Below are 16,870 nucleotides of genomic sequence, written 5' to 3' on the forward strand. Positions count from 1 at the left end.
TTCAGAGGTATTTCGTAATGGCTTTGAAATCCTCGATCCCGCCGCTATCGCCATCGGAAGACAGGCAATGGTCGATGTGATCATGGATCAAGGCGCGCTTGGCGTTGGTGACCGCTTTTTCAACGGCAAACAGCTGTTGGGCGATGTCAGAACAGGGCGCCTGACCTTCAAGCATGGCAATGACCTTTGCCAGATGCCCGTGGGCCCGTTTCAGCCTTGCCGTGATATGCGGATGCGACTCGCGGGGTACATTTGTCATGATGTATCCCTATCCCCCCCATGAGGATATTGTCAATCTTGTTGCGGGGATTTGCCCGTGACTTTTGGACGGCGTTGAGTTTATGGACCAAACCGCCTATCTCGGAGGCGATACCGCACAAAGGAATAGTCGGGTGGCGAACCATTTGTACAAAAACGACCTGCCGGACGGGCTGGATCTGGGCCCTGTTGTGGCCATTGACTGTGAAACCATGGGTCTGAACCCACATCGGGACCGCTTGTGCGTGATTCAGATGTCGGGTGGTGACGGCAACAGCCATATCGTGCAGGTGGAAAAAGGCCAGACTGAGGCGCCGAACCTATGTGCCATGCTGGAAAACCCTGACATCCTGAAGCTGTTCCATTTCGGGCGCTTCGACATCGCCGCCATGTACCATACATTTGGTGCTCTGGCCGCGCCGGTCTATTGCACCAAGATCGCCAGCCGCCTGGTGCGGACCTATACCGACCGGCATGGGCTCAAGAACCTGTGTCAGGAACTCATCGGTGTCGATATTTCCAAACAGCAACAAATGAGCGACTGGGGCGCAGCCTCATTAACGGACGCTCAATTGGATTATGCTGCGTCTGACGTTCTTTATCTGCATCAGCTGCGCGATGCGCTGAACATTCGGCTGGCTCGCGAGGATCGGACTGAAATGGCGCAGGCCTGTTTTGACTTCCTACCGATGCGTGCGAAACTGGACCTCGCCGGTTGGCCCGAAACGGATATCTTTGCGCACTCATGACCGATACCGAAGCATTCCTGAAAACCGCCCGTCAGGTGGTGACTGACGAAGCCCGCGCGCTGGACGTACTTGCCGACAGTCTGGACGCGCATTTTGCTGAAGCCGTGCAGCTGATCCTTCAGGCCACCGGGCGCATCATAATCAGCGGTATCGGCAAGTCAGGCCACATAGGTCACAAGATTGCGGCCACGCTGGCCAGCACCGGAACGCCTGCCTATTTCGTGCATCCGGCCGAGGCCAGCCATGGTGATCTTGGCATGGTCTCCAAGGGTGATGTGGTTTTGGCGATTTCGAATTCGGGCGAGGCACCGGAACTTGCCAATCTGCTGGCCTTTACGCGCCGCTTTGGCATTCCGCTGATTGGATTGTCCAGCAAACCTGACAGCACATTGATGAAACAGGCCGACGTACATCTTCTGATCCCGTCGATGGGCGAGGCCTGCGGTTTTGGTATGGTGCCGTCGATCTCCACAACGCTGACCCTTGCCATGGGGGATGCACTGGCGATTGCCCTCATGAAATACCGCGATTTCCGGCCCGAGGATTTCCGTGCCTTCCATCCCGGCGGCAAACTGGGTGCTCGGCTGAGCACAGTACAGGATCTGATGCATGTCGGAGAGGCCCTGCCTCTGATTGCGGCACATACTCCGATGAGCGATGCGCTGATCGAAATCAGCCAGAAGGGGTTTGGTGTTGCTGGCGTAACAGACCCGCAGGGTCAATTGGCAGGGATCATTACAGACGGTGACTTGCGGCGCCACATGGATGGGCTGCTGAACAAAACGACCGAGCAGGTCATGACCCCCAACCCCACAACCATATCCCCGGATGCGTTGGCGGAAGAAGCGGTAGCAATCATGAATGACCGTAAGATCACCTCGCTCTTCGTGGTTGACGAGGCGACATCAGGTCAGGCTTTGGGGCTGCTTCATATCCACGACTGCCTGCGCGTCGGTCTGGGCTGAGGGAGGCTGAAGTGGACAGGTATTCCCGCATGGTGCAGTTCCTGAAGGTGCTGTTGCCGCTTGCGGCTATTGTGATGTTGTCCACGGTATTCCTGCTGTCCCGCAGTATCGAAACAAACGTTTCCGTGCCTTTCGCGCAGAAAGACATTGATGAGAGACTGGCACAACAGGTGGTAACGCGGCCGGATTACCGCGGAACGACCCGCAAGGGAGAGACCGTGCATATCGAGGCGGTGCAAGCCACGCAGGGCACCGAGGCGTCGGTTCCGACCGCTTCCGAGTTTCGCGGCCGCTTTGGGCTGCTCAATGGCGGCACAATTACGCTGGATTCGAATTCCGGCCTGATCCGTCCGGATAGTGGAACAGCAACCTTTGTTGGTGACGTGGTCATCACCACGGCGGATGGGCTCAAGGTCACGACGGATCTGCTCAATACCTCGTTGGACGAAGTCCGGGGCGATACGCCGGGGCAGGTGAACGGAACCGGTCCGATCGGTAACTTTTCCGCGGGGCGTATGACCTTTGGCACTGAAAAAACGGACGGGCCGGTCCATATTGTTTTTACAGATGGTGTGAAGCTGGTATACGAGCCTGAAAAAGCAGAAAGATAACTTGTGTTCGATTTTCGATTTGTTCCTTTGTGCCTCGCCTTGATCGCGGGCGCCGCGCCCGTGACTGCGCAAGAGGCGCAGGTGGCTTTTGGGTCCGCGAATGCCGATCCGAGCCTGCCGGTCGAGGTGACATCGGAAACCCTGAACGTCAATCAAGAGGACGGATCGGCCGAGTTCATCGGGAATGTCATCGTCGTACAGGGTGAAATGCGACTGACAGCCGAACGCGTGCTGGTTATCTACAATCAGGAGCGTTCGGCGATCGAGCGAATGGAGGCCACCGAGAATGTGGTTCTGGTCAGCCCGCCGGATGCAGCGGAAGGCGACTGGGCTGAATACAAGATCGGCGCGGGTGAGATTGTCATGAAGGGCAATGTCCTGCTGACACAAGGCCCAAGCATCATCAGTGGCGATCAGATGAACGCCAACCTGACATCGGGCACAGCGACAATGACCGGGCGGGTCAAAACGATCTTGCAGCAGGGAAACAACTGATGGCGCGTCCCGACCTGAAACTGACCGAGGGCAGTTCCGGGCTGCGCATCGAAAAGCTGCGGAAGTCCTACAAAAAAAAGACGGTGATCCGCGATGTTTCGATGACGTTGGGTCGGTCCGAAGTGGTGGCGCTGCTGGGGCCGAACGGGTCTGGTAAAACCACAACGTTCTATTCAGTTGCGGGCCTTGTGTTCCCCGAGGCGGGAAAAGTCACGATCGACGGCCAGAATGTGACTACTTTGCCGATGTACCGGCGGGCGCGGATGGGGATCGGCTATCTACCGCAGGAGATGTCGATCTTTCGCGGCATGAGCGTCGAGGACAACATTGCTGCTGTTCTGGATATCACGGTCTCTCATGCGCATAAGCGCAAAGAGCGTTTGGAAGAGCTGCTGTCGGACTTCTCGATCGAACACTTGCGCCGGGCCCCGGCATTGGCGTTGTCAGGCGGCGAGCGCCGCCGGGTCGAGATCGCGCGCTGTTTGGCCGCAGACCCCAAATACCTGCTGCTGGATGAACCGTTTGCAGGCGTTGACCCGATCAGTGTCGGGGATATTCGCCATCTGGTCGCGGATCTGAAAAAACGCGGTATTGGTGTGCTGATCACCGATCACAACGTCAGGGAAACGCTGGAAATTGTCGACCGGGCCTATATCCTGCATGACGGTCAGGTTTTGATGTCCGGCACACCTGATGAGGTTGTCGAAAACGAGAATGTGCGCCGCGTCTATCTGGGCGAGAATTTCCGCATTTCATAATCTTGCGCGGAGTTGTGCCAATTGCATGGCGGAAATCGCGTATATACACATCTGTTTTGATTGACTCTTCCCTCGTCTCTTGCCTCAATTGGCTTATGGCATTTACCCGGCTCCAGTCTGGATCTCGATGTCCCTTCTTCGAAGGGCTGGAAAAAAGGCAACCGCGGAAAATGTCTCGACCCCCCACCCGATAAAAACAAGCTCGTCGCGTTTCGCGGCGTCAGAATGGGTGTGAATTGTGAAGGAGATCACATGCGTTACCAAATCAGCGGAAAACAGATCGACATCGGTGCGGCGTTGCAGACACACGTGCAGACCGAACTGAATGAGGTCGTGGGCAAATATGCGCAGCGGCCTACGGATGCAAACGTCGTCTTTTCCCGTTCGGCGCATGAATATGTATGCGAGACAACAGTGCACCTGTCCACTGGCCTGACGGCTCAGGCCAAAGCCCATGCAACCGAGATCTACGCGGCATTTGAGGCATGCTGTGATAAAATGGAAAAACAGTTGCGTCGTTACAAGCGTCGCCTGAAGGACCACCACAAGGATCGGGTCGAACCGGTTGAACTCTTTGGGGCGTCCTCTTATATCCTCGCTTCTAACGAATCGGAGTCGGCCGATGAACCCGAATCGCTTCAGCCAATGATTGTGGCCGAGATGGAAACAAAAATCCCATCTTTGAGCGTCGGAGAGGCCGTTATGCAAATGGAACTTGCCGGTGCGCCAGTACTGGTGTTCAGAAATGAAAACAAGGACGGATTGAATGTCGTTTATCGTCGCGATGACGGTAATATCGGCTGGATTGATCCGTAACAGGCAAGGATACGGGGCCGCGCCCGCTGATGCGGGTGCGTGCCATGGAGCGTGATCATGGAGCTTTCGAGCATACTGAAGCCCGAAGCGGTGCGTGTTTTGTCCGCGGCTTCCAGCAAGAAGCGGCTGTTTCAGGAAATCGGTGACGTCGCCGCGGCGACGCTGGGTATCGATCCTCAGGAAGCGGTTGATTTCCTGCTGGAGCGGGAAAGCCTTGGACCGACCGGTGTCGGCCATGGTGTGGCGTTGCCACATGCGCGCCTGCCCGATCTTGATTCGGTTTCAGGTGTTTTTGTCATGCTTGAGAAGCCGATCGATTTCGGTTCGGTTGATCGCCAGCCTGTGGACATTGCCTTCGCGTTGTTTGCACCGGAAGAGGCGGGCGTTGATCACCTCAAAGCTCTGGCACTGGTGTCTCGCACATTGCGGGATACTTCGGTTTGCACCAAGCTCCGGGCGAACCCTGATCCGGTAAAGCTCTATGCGATCCTGACTGAGGCGCAGTCTATGCAAGCCGCCTGATTAACAAAAAAGCCCCCGAAAACCGGGGGCTTTTTTCTTTCCGTTTGGCCGGATCAGCCGCCGGTTCCCATTTCCAGCGTCCACCAGATTTTACCACCGCCTTCCTGATGCCAGGCGAATCCCATTTGGGTGGCTTTGGCGTCCATTATGACGGCCCTCGGTCCGGGTTCCTGCATCCAGGCGGCAAGCGTTTCAGTCTCGGTCTCGTAAGTTTCGGAAATGGCTTCCCCCAGAAACGTGCCGAAATAGCCAACACGCACTGCCCGGTCGATTGGTGATGAACCGTCTGAACCAAAGTGCCAGGGCCGGTTCTGCCGCGACATATCCTTCGAATGAGTCGCCGCCGCTGCGTTCAGCTGCGCGTTCAGCTGTACGGGCTGCAATCCCTGGGCCTGACGCAAGGCATTGACCGAATCAAGCATGCGGAACTGCAGCTTTTCCGGATTGCCGCGGATCTTATATACGGTCGGCAATGGGCGACCATCAGATCCCAGGGTGGTTGAGACAGTGTTGGTACATGCCGCAAGCGCGACAAAGCAAATCAACAGTAAAGAAACGATGCGCGTCATGTTCGACCTGATTATTGTATCACAACAGGGCATAGCGTGCCTGCTTGTTCTGAGCAAACGCGCAATGGCCACAACTTGCGTGATTCTGCCGGTTTGGTTTGCGACTGAAGCATTCTGGCAATAGAATACCTCTGATTTCAGACCTCACCTAAACACAGGACCCGTTGTCATGGTCAAAAAGCGCATTCATTCGCCCACACGCAGGGGTTTTCTGGCAGGGGCTACCGCCACTCTGGCTACACCGGCGCTGGCACAATATATCCCGGGCGACCCGCTGCGCCCTGCACCCGAGACCGAACCGGCGGTTCGCCGCAACGTATCCGGGTTCCGGGCATTGGATTGGCAACCGTATTTCTCGAACACCAGAAATGGCGCCATATTGGTCGACACCGTCTCAAGAGCGCTGCATTATTGGTCGGATGATCAATCAGTGTACAAATTGTACCCGTCGTCGGTTCCGCTGACCGAAGAACTCACCCGGCGCGGGCGGACCAGTGTGATCCGCAAGGTAGAAGGCCCAAGCTGGTCTCCAACGCCTTCGATGAAGAAGAGAAATCCGGAATGGCCGGACTATATTCCTCCCGGTCCGGATAACCCTTTGGGAACGCACGCTTTATATCTGAGCTGGAAGTATTATCGCATTCACGGCACGCATGATACGCGTAAAATCGGCCGCAGATCTTCGAACGGCTGCATCGGCCTTTTCAACGAAGACATCGCCGAGCTGTTTTCGATGGCGAAGGTTGGCACGCAAGTGTTGCTAATTTGACGACATTTTCGTGTACGAACCCGCTCACCGGTCAAGTTGCAATTGCATTCCCGCTCTAATGCTGATTAGAAAAAACTACGAGGTAAGTCTTAGATGTGCGGCTCTGGATATTGGAGCCGTGCAAATTCTGGAGGTTAATATGAAGAAACTCGTTCTCGCCGCAGCTCTGACTGCAGCAGCTTCGACTGCATATGCTGGCAACCTGGAAGAGCCGGTTGTTGAAGCACCAGTTGTTGTTGAAGAAACTCAGGGTTCGTCGCAGGGCATTCTGCTGCCGCTGATCCTGCTGGTCGTTGTTGCTGCTGCTGTTGCTGCAAGCTAATCCGACACGGAATTCATGAAAAAGGCGGTGGAGCAATCCACCGCCTTTTTTAATTCCAACAGGTCTTCAAGCCTGTTGCGCGCCGGGGGATACTGACAGGCCAGTATCAAGCCGAGCCTAACGTTCTCATAGGAAATGCGGGTTGCGTTCTGTAAACGCTTTACTCCAGCCACCCGCACAGATTGTCTTCGATCACTTTTCCAAGTGCCGCGATATGGGCGTCGTCATCGTTAAGGCATGATATATAGGTAAACGCCTCCCCGCCTGCTTCTTCGAAGCTTTCTTTGATTTCTTCGTTAATCTCTTCAAGCGTTTCGATGCAGTCAGCAGAAAACGCCGGGGCAATAACTGCAATGTTCTTTTTGCCTTGCTTCGCCAGGTCGGCCACGTGATCCACCGTGTAAGGTTTCAACCATTCTTCGGGGCCGAAGCGCGACTGGAAGGTCGATACCAATTGATCATCTGTCCAGCCCAGCCGCTCCTTTAACAGCCTCGTCGTTTTAGCGCATTGGCAGTGATAGGGATCGCCCTGCTGAAGATACCGCTCGGGCATCCCGTGATATGAGCAGACAAGAATGTCGGGCTTTGTCTCCATAGCCTCGTATGCGCGTTCAACAGACTGTGCCAGCGCATCGATATAGATGGGTTCATCGAAATAGGCCGGAACGGTTCGCGTCGCGGGCTGCCAGGCTTCGTCCATCAGTGCGCGAAAGAACTGGTCGTTGGCGGTGGCCGTCGTTGCGCCAGCGTATTGAGGGTAAAGCGGAAAAAACAAGATGCGATCGCACCCTGCCGCTACCATCGCGCGCACTTTGGATTTGGTCGACGGGTTGCCGTAACGCATACAGAAATCGACCATGACCTGATCACCGTATCGTGCGTGCATCGTCTGGCTTAGCTTGGCGGTCTGGTCCTTGGTGATGGTCATCAGCGGGCTTTCGCCTTTTTCCTGGTTCCAGATCGATTTGTAAGCCTCGCCGGAACTGAAAGGTCGCTTGGTCAGGATGATCGCCTGTAGAATCGGTTGCCATTTCCACTTTGGATAATCGATGACACGCTGGTCCGACAAAAACTCATTCAGATATCGGCGCATCGGCCAATATGTGTAGTCGTCCGGCGTGCCCAGATTGGCCAGCAATATGCCGACGCGCCCCATCCTGATCTTGGGGTGATCCGTAGGAGCGTGAGCGGGTCGCGTGGCATCAAACATATGAGGCTTCCTGAATTTCTTGCGTTAGGGCCTGAAATAAGGGGATTTGGTCGCGCGTCAATCGGGCAGTTTGCCCTCGTCCGTGCGCAAGGCGTCAGCCAAACGTGCTTGCGCCGACCCAGGACGCAGTGGTTTGGGTTGACTGTCGTGGGGGGACCATCCGGTCAGGCAGATCAGTTCGAACGTGGCTGCCAGACGTCCCGATACTGTGGTGAAATGAGACGCGTAGATGTTTTGCGCGGCCTCAAATACTGCGCGTTTGGTCGGGTGTTTCAGTCGCCCGGATAACGCATTGGCCTCACCCATATGCCGCAGATCGTGCATCAGGTGCCAGATGTCACGGTACTCAGCCGTGAGCGGCACCGAGTCTGCGACTGGCAAGGCCAGACCTGCCCGCTGCAACAAACCGCCCATGTCTCGCAACCCGGCCATCGGGGCGATGCGGGGGCTGAGGCCACCGGTAACGTCAATCTCGGCCTGACCCAACGCCGCGCGCAATTCGTGCAGCGTTTCGCCGCCCAGACAAACAACCAGCAACAACCCGTCGGGTTTCAGCGCGCGGTGGCATTGGATCAACTGGCCCACCGGATCGTTTGCGCAGTGCAGTGTCATGGCGTGGATCACAAGGTCATGTACGCCGGGTTGCAGTGCCAGCACGTCGTCATCCGCAATGATCGAGGCTTCGGGAAACGCGTCCGTCCAAAGCTGCGGGTATGCGGTCACGATCGCTGCCGCCGTAAAGGTTTTGTTAACCATGGAGAGCCGATCCTGAACCTCGTCCATCGCGGCGCGGTGCAGAAAAAGGGCGTCATCCTGCACGCGGCTGCGATGACGCAGAATGGCGGCACGGTCAAAAAGTGAGGGTGCAGTGGGTTCGGGCAGTTTCATAGCTGGCAAGTATCGCATCGCGCAACGGATTCAAACCGCACTTGCGCTGATTTATCCACCACGTTGCATGGGGTGCGGCGACCTGACCGAGTCCGATTTTGGCCTGTGTGGTCCATGCTGGCGGGAAACGCCATTCATTGGCGGCACGGTCTGTGAAAGTTGCGGTCTGCCCCTGATCGGGGGGCAGGACGAGTTTCGGACCGAGTGCGATGATTGCCTGAAGACCGCGCGCCCCTGGAGGGCAGGCCGCGCCGCGCTTTTGTATGACGGCAAGGCGCGGTCACTGATCCTGGCGTTGAAACATGGTGATCGGCCCGAACTGGCCCGCCCTGCCGCGCAGTGGATGGTGCAGGCAGGGCGCCCATTGTTGCGACCGGATATGGTGATTGTTCCGGTTCCTTTGCATTGGTCTCGATTGCTGAAAAGGCGATACAACCAGTCAGCGCTGTTGGCGCAGAACCTGGCGCGCGAGACAGGATTGGAATGTGTGCCCGATCTGTTGATTCGCAAAAACAAGACGCCGGTACTGGACGGCAAAACAGCTGCCGAGCGGGCACAGATTTTGGGCGACGCGATATGCCTTCACCCCCGAAATGCCCGCCATCTGACGGGCCGGAACGTTTTGCTGGTGGACGATGTGATGACGTCCGGGGCAACACTGGCCGCATGCACTCGTGCCTGTCAGGCGGCGGGGGCAAATCATATTTTCGTGTTGGCTCTGGCGCGCGTTGCCAAGGATGTCTAATTCGCCCAAGATTGCGCGAAATCCGAAGGGAACGGAAAATGAAGTCGGTAGAGATCTATACATCGCCACTGTGCGGGTATTGTCATGCAGCCAAACGCCTGCTGAAGCAGAAAGGTGTCGAGTTCAAGGAGATCGACGTGCTGATGCACCCCAAACGCAAACCTGAAATGATTCAACGTGCCGGAGGCAAACGCACGGTCCCCCAGATTTTCATCGGCGCCACGCATGTCGGCGGTTGCGATGATTTGTACGAGTTGGAGCGTCAGGGCAAGCTTGACCGTCTGCTTGCGGCCTGATGAAAACCGCGCTGCTGCAAATCACCTCGTCGGACGATCCGGCAGAAAACCTCGGGATGGTCCGAGGCATGATGGCCGAAGCGGCAGAACAGGGCGCCCGCTTTGTTCTGACGCCAGAGGTTACGAATTGCGTTTCGACCAGCACCACACGGCAGCGCGCGGTTTTACAACATGAAGAAGATGACATCACTTTGACGGGCCTGCGCGAACAGGCTGCTGATCTGGGTGTATGGCTTCTGATCGGCTCGTTGGGGCTCAAGACTCATGACAATGACGGTCGTTTTGCCAATCGTTGCTTTATGATCGGACCGCAAGGTCAGATCGTGGCGCGGTATGACAAAATCCATATGTTCGATGTGCAGGTCACCGAGACCGAGACGTTCCGCGAATCAAAGAATTACCGCCCAGGCGAAAAAGCGGTTATCGCAGATACGGATTTCGGCAAGGTTGGTCTGACCATCTGTTACGATATCCGCTTTCCATATTTGCACGCGGCACTGGCGCAGGCGGGCGCGCGCATTCTGACCGTCCCGGCCGCGTTCTCGCCGGTCACAGGTGCCGCGCATTGGGAAGCCTTGCTGCGCGCACGTGCAATCGAAACCGGGTGCTGGGTGCTGGCCCCGGCCCAAACAGGGGAACATCCAAAAACCGGCGGTAAAACACGCTATACTCACGGTCACAGCATGGTCGTCGACCCGTGGGGAAAGGTGCTGATCGACGCAGGGACCGATCCAGGCATTCACATTTTCGATTTGGATGATAGTTCTGTGACTGAGGCACGGCGACGTGTCCCTTCACTGCACCACCGCCGTTCCTTCGACGGACCCTGACAGAACGGAACAATGACAGACGACACCAATGCCCTTGCGGTCACGCTGTTCAGCGAGATCCTGACCGCCGACCAGCTATTGCGGAACCGGCTTAGCCGGGTGCTGCCCAAGGGCATGGAAATCTCGCATTTCTCGGTTCTGAACCACTTGGCTTTTGTCGCGGATGAGCGTAGCCCGGCGCAGCTGGCCAACACGTTCCACGTGACCCGAGGGGCGATGACCAACACCTTGGCCAAGCTGGAATGGGCCGGATACATCCACATCCGCCCCGACTGGGACGATGCCCGCCGCAAGATGGTCGCGATCAGCCCCGCCGGTAAACGCGCGCGGGATCAGGCGATTTCCTCGATTGCTCCGTTGATCAACCGCGTGGTCGGAGAGTTGGGGGACGACCGTGTTCGGTCGACACTGCCAGTGCTGCGCGATCTGAGAAAACAGCTGGAAGGGGAATAACCCTCAGCCCGGTTTCACACTCGCCGTCACATAGTTCACGCTTAAGTCCCGGTCCGAGATCGACCAGCTCCAGAGGATCGGGTTGAAGACGAACCCCTTGCGGTCCACCGGGTCCATCCCGGCCTGACGCAGCAGGTCGAACAACTCATCAGGGGTGATGAACTTGTTCCACTCATGCGTGCCGCGCGGCAGCCAGCGCATGACGACCTCGGCCCCGAAAATGGCCATGGCATAGGATTTCGGGTTGCGGTTGATGGTTGAGCAGATCAGCAGCCCGCCCGGCTTGAGCAATTTTTGCGAGGCGGTCAGGAAGCCCTCCGGGTCGGCCACATGCTCGACCACTTCCATGTTCAGGACCACGTCGAACTGCTCACCTGCGGCGGCCATGTCTTCGGCTGTGGTGTGGCGATAGTCGATCTCCAAACCGGATTGCTCGGCATGGATACGCGCAACAGGCAGGTTGCCTCCGGCGGCATCGGCCCCGACGACCTCGGCCCCCAGACGTGCCATGGGTTCGCTTAGCAGACCACCGCCACAACCGATATCCAGCAGGCGCAGCCCTTCGAACGGATTTCGCGCTTTCAGATCGCGGTCGAATTCACCGGCAATCTGCTGTGTGATATAATCCAAACGGCAAGGATTCAGCATGTGCAACGGTTTGAATTTCCCATGAGGATCCCACCATTCCGCCGCCATCGCTTCGAATTTTGCGATCTCGGATGGATCCACCGTGTTCGGATGCGCTTGCATTCCTGTCTCCGTATGCTCTTTTACGCTTAAGGACTATATAGGGCCATAATGGACAAGTACCCGGACCAAAAGCGCGCAGTTCAATATCTGTACCCGCCGATCGATCCGTTCGACCAGCGTATGGTCGATATGGGCGACGGGCACCGTATCTATGTGGAACAATGCGGCAACCCCGAAGGCATACCGGTGGTGATCCTGCATGGCGGCCCAGGCGGTGGCTGCAGCCCCGCAATGCGGCGTTATTTTGATCCACAGGCCTACAGGGTGATTCTATTTGATCAGCGTGGGTGTGGCCGGTCTCGCCCCACGGCTTCGGTTGAAAATAACACGACATGGCATTTGGTGGCCGATATTGAACGGTTGCGCGACCTGTTCGAGATTGATGAATGGATTGCTTTTGGCGGCAGCTGGGGCGCGACCCTTGCGTTGATCTACGCGCAGTCGCATCCAGACCGGGTCAGCCGATTGGTGCTGCGCGGTGTGTTCCTGGCAACTGACGCTGAACTTGACTGGTTTTATGGCGGCGGAGCGGGACGTTTCTGGCCGGAACAGTGGCAGAAATTTACCTCACTGTTGCCCGAGGTGGAGCTGAAGGACACCATCACCGCCTACAATAAACGCCTGTTCTCGGGGGACCGCGCGACCGAGACCCTGTATGCGCGGGCATGGTCGCACTGGGAAAATGCGCTGGCGTCGATCCACACGAACGGATCAGTGGGCGAAAGCCCCGGCGAATACGCCCGTACATTTGCCCGGCTCGAGAATCACTATTTCTACAATAAGGCGTTCCTGGAAACGGATGGGCAGATCCTAAATCAAATGGACCGGATTGCTCATATCCCGGGTCACATCGTGCAGGGGCGATACGACATGATTTGCCCGCCGCAGGCCGCCTGGTCGCTGAGCGAACGCTGGCCGAATGCCGAGATCAAGATGGTACGTCAGGCCGGTCATGCGCTTTCTGAACCCGGGATCAGCGCAGAACTCATCCGGATCATGGATCGCGTAGCGGAGGGTTTGGCATGACACGCATCGACCGCCGTGCCTTGTTTGCCTCGGGTGCCGCCGCCGCGCTGCTTGCCGCGACAGGCGCGTCCCTGGCGGACAAACCTGAGAAAGGCGGCACGCTGCGATTGGCCGTACCGCGCGACGACAGTCTTGAGCAGGTGGCGCGCGGTGCGGTTTTCGACACGCTGACCGAGATCGCCCCGGATGGCACTTTGCGGGGCGAGCTTGCGACGGGCTGGCAAACCGACGCCGATGCGAGGGTCTGGAGCTTTGATCTGCGCAACGATGCGGTGTTCCACGACGGCGCGTTTTTGGACATCGCAGATGTTGCGGCCGTATTGGCCGAGGTCGGGCATACCGAGGCATTGACTGCCAACCGTTTGCGGCTGGAACTGGCCGAGGCAAATCCGGGCCTTCCATTCCTTTTGGCGGACAGTCGTTTTATCATTGCCCGCAATGGCGAAGGCGTCACGCCGCTACACAACGCCAATGGCACGGGTTGCTACCGTGTCGAACGCGCCGAAGACGGGCGGCATTTCCTGGGTCGCCGTGTTTTGGGGCATTACAAGGACGGTCAGGCCGGTTGGGTCGATGCATTCGAAGTGATCGTTATTCCCGATGCCCGTGTCCGCGCCGAGGCATTGCGTGATGGCTATGTCGATGTCGCCGCCTTCCCCGATTCGTCAGAGATCCGCGGTACGCGCGGTCTTCGCTACTATCCTTCCGAGACCGATATGGCACTGGCCGTCTCTGGGGCGGTGGGATTGCCGCGGCAGATTGCCGGACGCACGGTTCTGGACGACGGTCGTATCGCTGAACGGTGGTGGATCGTGTAATTTCGGGTGACACTTCTGTCGGGGGTTGCAGACTCGGATCATCCTGCGTATATGCAGTTTCAACAGCGGTGCGTTGGACTTCCGGTCCAAGGCTCCACCGGAAAATTCGACGGGCCGCGCGCCCGTTTTTTTGTGCCCGACTGACAGGGTAGAGAACCTGATGACAAACGACCTGATAGCCAAAGCTGCCATCGACCGGCGACTTGCCGAGATCATCACCCCGGTGATCGAAGATCTGGGGTATGAGCTGGTCCGTGTCCGGCTGATGAGTGGTAAGCAGACCACGCTGCAAATCATGGCTGACAAACCCGAAGGCGGCATCGAAGTGGATGACTGCGCCGAGATTTCGAATGCGGTCAGCGCCACCCTGGATGTCGAGGACCCGATCCTTGACGCCTATACGCTTGAGGTGTCCAGCCCCGGTATCGACCGCCCCCTGACCCGCCTCAAGGATTTCGAGACTTTCGAGGGGTATGAGGCCAAGATCGAAACTTCTGAACTGATCGATGGCCGCCGCCGGTTCAAAGGGGAACTGGCCGGGATTGAAGGGGAAGAGGTTCTGATCAATATCCCCGAAGGGTCCGAGACGATCACCATCGGCCTGCAATTCGACTGGCTGAGTGATGCCAAGCTGGTCCTGACCGATGACCTGATCAAGGAAATGCTGCGCCAGCGCAAGGACGCCGGTGCCCTGAACGAAAACGCTTTCGACGAGATTGAGACCGAAGGGTCCGAAGAGGAGACGAACTGATGGCAATTACCTCAGCCAACCAGCTGGAGCTGCTGCAGACTGCCGAGGCCGTGGCCCGCGAAAAGATGATCGACCCCGGTCTGGTTGTCGAAGCGATGGAGGAATCGCTCGCCCGCGCCGCCAAGAGTCGCTACGGCGCCGAGATGGACATCCGCGTGTCCATCGACCGCAAGACCGGCAAGGCGACCTTCACCCGTGTGCGCACCGTGGTCGAGGATGAGGAGCTTGAGAACTATCAGGCCGAGTTCACCGTCGAACAAGCCAAGCAGTACATGGAAGATCCGCAGGTCGGTGACGTTTTCGTTGAAGAAGTGCCGCCGGTCGAAATGGGTCGGATCGCGGCGCAGTCGGCCAAGCAAGTGATCCTGCAAAAGGTCCGCGAAGCCGAGCGGGATCGTCAGTATGAAGAATTCAAGGATCGTGCGGGCACCATCATCAACGGTGCCGTCAAGCGCGAGGAATTCGGCAATGTTATCGTCGATCTCGGCGGTGCCGAGGCTGTTCTGCGCCGCAATGACAAGATCGGTCGCGAAAGCTATCGTCCGAATGATCGTGTGCGCGCGTATATCAAGGAAGTCCGCCGCGAAGTGCGTGGCCACCAGATCTTCCTGTCGCGTACCGCACCAGAATTCATGGCCGAGCTGTTCAAGATGGAAGTGCCGGAAATCTATGACGGTATCATCGAGGTCAAGGCCGTGGCCCGTGACCCCGGTTCACGCGCCAAAATCGCCGTGATCTCGTATGACGGCTCGATCGACCCTGTTGGCGCCTGCGTTGGTATGCGCGGCAGCCGCGTGCAGGCCGTTGTGAACGAACTGCAGGGAGAGAAGATTGACATCATCCCGTGGAACGAAGACCAACCGACCTTCCTGGTGAACGCGCTGCAACCTGCCGAGGTTTCGAAGGTTGTTCTGGACGAAGAAGCAGGCAAGATCGAGGTTGTCGTTCCGGAAGAGCAGTTGTCTCTTGCAATCGGTCGTCGCGGTCAGAACGTGCGTCTGGCAAGCCAGCTGACCGGGCTGGATATCGACATCATGACCGAAGCTGAAGAATCGGCGCGTCGTCAGAAGGAATTCGAATCTCGTACCAAACTGTTCATGGACAGTCTGGATCTGGACGAGTTCTTTGCGCAATTGCTGGTTTCCGAAGGCTTCACCAACCTCGAAGAAGTTGCCTATGTCGAGATTGATGAACTTCTGGTCATTGACGGCGTCGACGAAGGCACTGCGCAGGAACTTCAGACCCGGGCGCGCGAGTTCCTGGAAGCCCAGGCCAAAGCCGCTCTGGATGCGGCCCGCGCACTGGGTGCCGAGGACAGCCTCATTGAATTCGAAGGCCTGACCCCCCAGATGGTAGAGGCGCTGGCCAAGGACGATGTGAAGACGCTGGAAGACTTCGCAACCTGTGCAGACTGGGAACTGGCCGGTGGCTGGACCACGGTCGACGGTGAACGCGTCAAGGATGATGGCGTGCTGGAGCCCTTTGGCGTCACGCTCGAAGAAGCACAAGACATGGTCATGACTGCGCGTATCCTATTGGGTTGGGTTGATCCGGCCGAGTTGGAGCAGGCGGAAGAAGACATCGACGGCGACGCAGCAGACGAGGAGGTCGAGGCCTGATCTCAGGTCTCGGGTGGCGCGTATGGGTCGCGGTGGCGTCCATAAGGATCGGTCTGACGGACCCGAACGCAAGTGCATCGCCACAGGCGAGGTTCAGCCTAAATTTGGCTTGATCCGCTTTGTGACGGGCCCGGACGGTCAGGTCTTTCCGGATGTCGCGGCAAAGTTGCCGGGGCGGGGCGTTTATGTGGCGGCGGATCGTGCTGCGCTGGACAAGGCCATTGGTAAGAAACTGTTTGCGCGGGGGTTCAAGGCACAGGTGACTGTGCCTCAGGACCTGGCGACAGAAGTTGAAAAGCAGATCGCGCGCCGTGTGATTGAGTTGCTCAGTCTGGCGCGCAAGTCCGGCGACGCGGTTGCCGGGTATGAAAAGGTCAAGTCGTGGCTGGACCGGGAAGAGGCTCAGGTGCTGATTCAGGCCACTGATGGATCGGGGCGCGGCAAGTCGAAGCTCAGTACGCCGCACTTCGGAAAATACATCGGTTGGCTGACGGCAGACGAATTAGGGCAGGCATTTGGGCGCCAAACGGTGATTCATGCGGCCTTGGCCTCTGGCGGACTCGCCAAACGTGTTGTAGAGGAAGCGCAGCGCCTGCGTGGCTTGCGCGAAACGGATGACGGCGGCAAGGGCCGCGCGGAAGGGTAAGAAG

At 57.6% G+C, this 16,870-nt stretch carries 23 protein-coding genes; 18 read left to right on the forward strand and 5 right to left on the reverse strand.

Annotated features, from left to right (window positions below; all coding sequences use genetic code 11):
- Window position 1: 1 nt before the first annotated feature.
- Entirely contained in the window at window positions 2-259 is a 258-nt protein-coding gene (locus tag ACR0M9_RS14950) for a metal-sensing transcriptional repressor (RefSeq protein ID WP_480546232.1), read from the reverse strand.
- A 133-nt stretch (window positions 260-392) separates the two neighbouring features.
- Here ACR0M9_RS14950 and ACR0M9_RS14955 point away from each other — a divergent pair, with 133 nt between their 5' ends.
- The 7 genes from ACR0M9_RS14955 to ACR0M9_RS14985 all read left to right on the forward strand — a co-directional run bounded on the left by ACR0M9_RS14955 (window position 393) and on the right by ACR0M9_RS14985 (window position 5,174).
- On the forward strand, window positions 393-1,007 hold the full coding sequence (locus ACR0M9_RS14955) for a ribonuclease D (protein ID WP_267363090.1): 615 nt from the start codon (window positions 393-395) through the stop codon (window positions 1,005-1,007).
- Window positions 1,004-1,972: a KpsF/GutQ family sugar-phosphate isomerase gene (locus ACR0M9_RS14960; protein ID WP_480773983.1), complete on the forward strand. Its 969-nt coding sequence runs from the start codon at window positions 1,004-1,006 to the stop codon at window positions 1,970-1,972. The genes ACR0M9_RS14955 and ACR0M9_RS14960 overlap by 4 nt, the downstream gene beginning before the upstream one ends.
- An 11-nt stretch (window positions 1,973-1,983) precedes the next feature.
- Entirely contained in the window at window positions 1,984-2,583 is a 600-nt protein-coding gene (lptC, locus tag ACR0M9_RS14965; RefSeq protein WP_267363092.1) for an LPS export ABC transporter periplasmic protein LptC, read from the forward strand.
- A gap of 3 nt (window positions 2,584-2,586) precedes the next feature.
- Complete coding sequence (locus tag ACR0M9_RS14970) at window positions 2,587-3,078, forward strand: LptA/OstA family protein (protein ID WP_480773984.1); 492 nt, start codon at window positions 2,587-2,589, stop codon at window positions 3,076-3,078.
- The gene (lptB, locus tag ACR0M9_RS14975; protein WP_480474775.1) at window positions 3,078-3,836 is read left to right on the forward strand and encodes an LPS export ABC transporter ATP-binding protein; all 759 of its coding nucleotides are present in this window, start codon (window positions 3,078-3,080) and stop codon (window positions 3,834-3,836) included. The genes ACR0M9_RS14970 and lptB overlap by 1 nt, the downstream gene beginning before the upstream one ends.
- 252 nt (window positions 3,837-4,088) lie before the next feature.
- A complete protein-coding gene (gene hpf / locus ACR0M9_RS14980; protein ID WP_480474777.1) occupies window positions 4,089-4,652 on the forward strand; it encodes a ribosome hibernation-promoting factor, HPF/YfiA family in 564 nt (187 codons plus the stop codon).
- 57 nt (window positions 4,653-4,709) lie between these two features.
- Window positions 4,710-5,174, forward strand: a complete 465-nt coding sequence (locus tag ACR0M9_RS14985) for a PTS sugar transporter subunit IIA (protein WP_267363095.1) — start codon at window positions 4,710-4,712, stop codon at window positions 5,172-5,174.
- 53 nt (window positions 5,175-5,227) lie between these two features.
- Here the strand turns inward: ACR0M9_RS14985 and dalA are convergent, their stop codons facing one another.
- Complete coding sequence (dalA, locus tag ACR0M9_RS14990; RefSeq protein ID WP_480773985.1) at window positions 5,228-5,743, reverse strand: divisome-associated lipoprotein DalA; 516 nt, start codon at window positions 5,741-5,743, stop codon at window positions 5,228-5,230.
- 169 nt (window positions 5,744-5,912) lie between these two features.
- On the opposite strand from dalA, the gene ACR0M9_RS14995 reads away from it, so the two are divergent.
- Together ACR0M9_RS14995 and ACR0M9_RS15000 are read left to right on the forward strand one after the other, a co-directional pair.
- The gene (locus ACR0M9_RS14995; protein ID WP_480507212.1) at window positions 5,913-6,512 is read left to right on the forward strand and encodes a L,D-transpeptidase; all 600 of its coding nucleotides are present in this window, start codon (window positions 5,913-5,915) and stop codon (window positions 6,510-6,512) included.
- A 139-nt stretch (window positions 6,513-6,651) separates the two neighbouring features.
- Entirely contained in the window at window positions 6,652-6,834 is a 183-nt protein-coding gene (locus ACR0M9_RS15000; protein WP_117870963.1) for a hypothetical protein, read from the forward strand.
- 160 nt (window positions 6,835-6,994) lie between these two features.
- Here the strand turns inward: ACR0M9_RS15000 and hemH are convergent, their stop codons facing one another.
- Window positions 6,995-8,044 carry a ferrochelatase gene (gene hemH / locus ACR0M9_RS15005; protein ID WP_480488125.1) on the reverse strand — a complete coding sequence of 350 codons (1,050 nt, stop codon included), beginning with the start codon at window positions 8,042-8,044 and terminating at the stop codon, window positions 6,995-6,997.
- Between the two features lie 57 nt (window positions 8,045-8,101).
- Complete coding sequence (locus ACR0M9_RS15010; protein ID WP_480559427.1) at window positions 8,102-8,932, reverse strand: methyltransferase domain-containing protein; 831 nt, start codon at window positions 8,930-8,932, stop codon at window positions 8,102-8,104.
- Between ACR0M9_RS15010 and ACR0M9_RS15015 the strand changes: the two genes are divergently transcribed.
- Genes ACR0M9_RS15015 through ACR0M9_RS15030 form a run of 4 tightly spaced genes read left to right on the forward strand, consistent with a single transcriptional unit; the run spans window position 8,913 to window position 11,256 of the window.
- Window positions 8,913-9,677 (forward strand): double zinc ribbon domain-containing protein, encoded by a 765-nt coding sequence (locus ACR0M9_RS15015; protein WP_480488121.1) that lies wholly within the window; start codon window positions 8,913-8,915, stop codon window positions 9,675-9,677. The genes ACR0M9_RS15010 and ACR0M9_RS15015 overlap by 20 nt on opposite strands.
- A gap of 38 nt (window positions 9,678-9,715) precedes the next feature.
- Window positions 9,716-9,973 carry a glutaredoxin 3 gene (grxC, locus tag ACR0M9_RS15020; RefSeq protein WP_480483930.1) on the forward strand — a complete coding sequence of 86 codons (258 nt, stop codon included), beginning with the start codon at window positions 9,716-9,718 and terminating at the stop codon, window positions 9,971-9,973.
- A complete protein-coding gene (locus ACR0M9_RS15025; RefSeq protein ID WP_480773986.1) occupies window positions 9,973-10,803 on the forward strand; it encodes a carbon-nitrogen hydrolase family protein in 831 nt (276 codons plus the stop codon). Before grxC ends, ACR0M9_RS15025 begins: the two co-directional genes overlap by 1 nt.
- A gap of 12 nt (window positions 10,804-10,815) precedes the next feature.
- Window positions 10,816-11,256: a MarR family winged helix-turn-helix transcriptional regulator gene (locus ACR0M9_RS15030; RefSeq protein ID WP_267363106.1), complete on the forward strand. Its 441-nt coding sequence runs from the start codon at window positions 10,816-10,818 to the stop codon at window positions 11,254-11,256.
- A gap of 3 nt (window positions 11,257-11,259) precedes the next feature.
- Here ACR0M9_RS15030 and ubiG read toward each other — a convergent pair whose 3' ends face one another.
- The gene (ubiG, locus tag ACR0M9_RS15035; protein ID WP_480773987.1) at window positions 11,260-12,006 is read right to left on the reverse strand and encodes a bifunctional 2-polyprenyl-6-hydroxyphenol methylase/3-demethylubiquinol 3-O-methyltransferase UbiG; all 747 of its coding nucleotides are present in this window, start codon (window positions 12,004-12,006) and stop codon (window positions 11,260-11,262) included.
- A 48-nt stretch (window positions 12,007-12,054) separates the two neighbouring features.
- Here ubiG and pip point away from each other — a divergent pair, with 48 nt between their 5' ends.
- The 5 genes from pip (at window position 12,055) to ACR0M9_RS15060 (ending at window position 16,866) form a co-directional block, all read left to right on the forward strand.
- Window positions 12,055-13,032: a prolyl aminopeptidase gene (pip, locus tag ACR0M9_RS15040; RefSeq protein WP_480773988.1), complete on the forward strand. Its 978-nt coding sequence runs from the start codon at window positions 12,055-12,057 to the stop codon at window positions 13,030-13,032.
- A complete protein-coding gene (locus ACR0M9_RS15045) occupies window positions 13,029-13,850 on the forward strand; it encodes an ABC transporter substrate-binding protein (protein WP_480773989.1) in 822 nt (273 codons plus the stop codon). Before pip ends, ACR0M9_RS15045 begins: the two co-directional genes overlap by 4 nt.
- Window positions 13,851-14,010: 160 nt before the next feature.
- A complete protein-coding gene (gene rimP / locus ACR0M9_RS15050; RefSeq protein WP_267363111.1) occupies window positions 14,011-14,601 on the forward strand; it encodes a ribosome maturation factor RimP in 591 nt (196 codons plus the stop codon).
- Window positions 14,601-16,220 carry a transcription termination factor NusA gene (nusA, locus tag ACR0M9_RS15055; protein ID WP_480488115.1) on the forward strand — a complete coding sequence of 540 codons (1,620 nt, stop codon included), beginning with the start codon at window positions 14,601-14,603 and terminating at the stop codon, window positions 16,218-16,220. Before rimP ends, nusA begins: the two co-directional genes overlap by 1 nt.
- A 22-nt stretch (window positions 16,221-16,242) precedes the next feature.
- On the forward strand, window positions 16,243-16,866 hold the full coding sequence (locus ACR0M9_RS15060) for an RNA-binding protein (protein WP_480773990.1): 624 nt from the start codon (window positions 16,243-16,245) through the stop codon (window positions 16,864-16,866).
- Window positions 16,867-16,870: the final 4 nt, after the last annotated feature.

The organism is Ruegeria sp. CH2 (assembly GCF_056537065.1).

What these genes read in the sequence shown, in the direction of transcription:
- ACR0M9_RS15030 (WP_267363106.1), top strand. Translation starts at nt 10,816, where the DNA reads ATGACAGACGACACCAATGCCCTTGCGGTCACGCTGTTCAGCGAGATC.
- nusA (WP_480488115.1), top strand. Translation starts at nt 14,601, where the DNA reads ATGGCAATTACCTCAGCCAACCAGCTGGAGCTGCTGCAGACTGCCGAG.
- ACR0M9_RS15045 (WP_480773989.1), top strand. Translation starts at nt 13,029, where the DNA reads ATGACACGCATCGACCGCCGTGCCTTGTTTGCCTCGGGTGCCGCCGCC.
- ACR0M9_RS15060 (WP_480773990.1), top strand. Translation starts at nt 16,243, where the DNA reads ATGGGTCGCGGTGGCGTCCATAAGGATCGGTCTGACGGACCCGAACGC.
- ACR0M9_RS15000 (WP_117870963.1), top strand. Translation starts at nt 6,652, where the DNA reads ATGAAGAAACTCGTTCTCGCCGCAGCTCTGACTGCAGCAGCTTCGACT.
- grxC (WP_480483930.1), top strand. Translation starts at nt 9,716, where the DNA reads ATGAAGTCGGTAGAGATCTATACATCGCCACTGTGCGGGTATTGTCAT.
- lptB (WP_480474775.1), top strand. Translation starts at nt 3,078, where the DNA reads ATGGCGCGTCCCGACCTGAAACTGACCGAGGGCAGTTCCGGGCTGCGC.
- ACR0M9_RS14995 (WP_480507212.1), top strand. Translation starts at nt 5,913, where the DNA reads ATGGTCAAAAAGCGCATTCATTCGCCCACACGCAGGGGTTTTCTGGCA.
- ACR0M9_RS14950 (WP_480546232.1), bottom strand. Translation starts at nt 259, where the DNA reads ATGACAAATGTACCCCGCGAGTCGCATCCGCATATCACGGCAAGGCTG.
- rimP (WP_267363111.1), top strand. Translation starts at nt 14,011, where the DNA reads ATGACAAACGACCTGATAGCCAAAGCTGCCATCGACCGGCGACTTGCC.
- hemH (WP_480488125.1), bottom strand. Translation starts at nt 8,044, where the DNA reads ATGTTTGATGCCACGCGACCCGCTCACGCTCCTACGGATCACCCCAAG.
- ACR0M9_RS14960 (WP_480773983.1), top strand. Translation starts at nt 1,004, where the DNA reads ATGACCGATACCGAAGCATTCCTGAAAACCGCCCGTCAGGTGGTGACT.
- ACR0M9_RS15025 (WP_480773986.1), top strand. Translation starts at nt 9,973, where the DNA reads ATGAAAACCGCGCTGCTGCAAATCACCTCGTCGGACGATCCGGCAGAA.
- dalA (WP_480773985.1), bottom strand. Translation starts at nt 5,743, where the DNA reads ATGACGCGCATCGTTTCTTTACTGTTGATTTGCTTTGTCGCGCTTGCG.
- hpf (WP_480474777.1), top strand. Translation starts at nt 4,089, where the DNA reads ATGCGTTACCAAATCAGCGGAAAACAGATCGACATCGGTGCGGCGTTG.
- ubiG (WP_480773987.1), bottom strand. Translation starts at nt 12,006, where the DNA reads ATGCAAGCGCATCCGAACACGGTGGATCCATCCGAGATCGCAAAATTC.
- ACR0M9_RS14985 (WP_267363095.1), top strand. Translation starts at nt 4,710, where the DNA reads ATGGAGCTTTCGAGCATACTGAAGCCCGAAGCGGTGCGTGTTTTGTCC.
- pip (WP_480773988.1), top strand. Translation starts at nt 12,055, where the DNA reads ATGGACAAGTACCCGGACCAAAAGCGCGCAGTTCAATATCTGTACCCG.
- ACR0M9_RS15010 (WP_480559427.1), bottom strand. Translation starts at nt 8,932, where the DNA reads ATGAAACTGCCCGAACCCACTGCACCCTCACTTTTTGACCGTGCCGCC.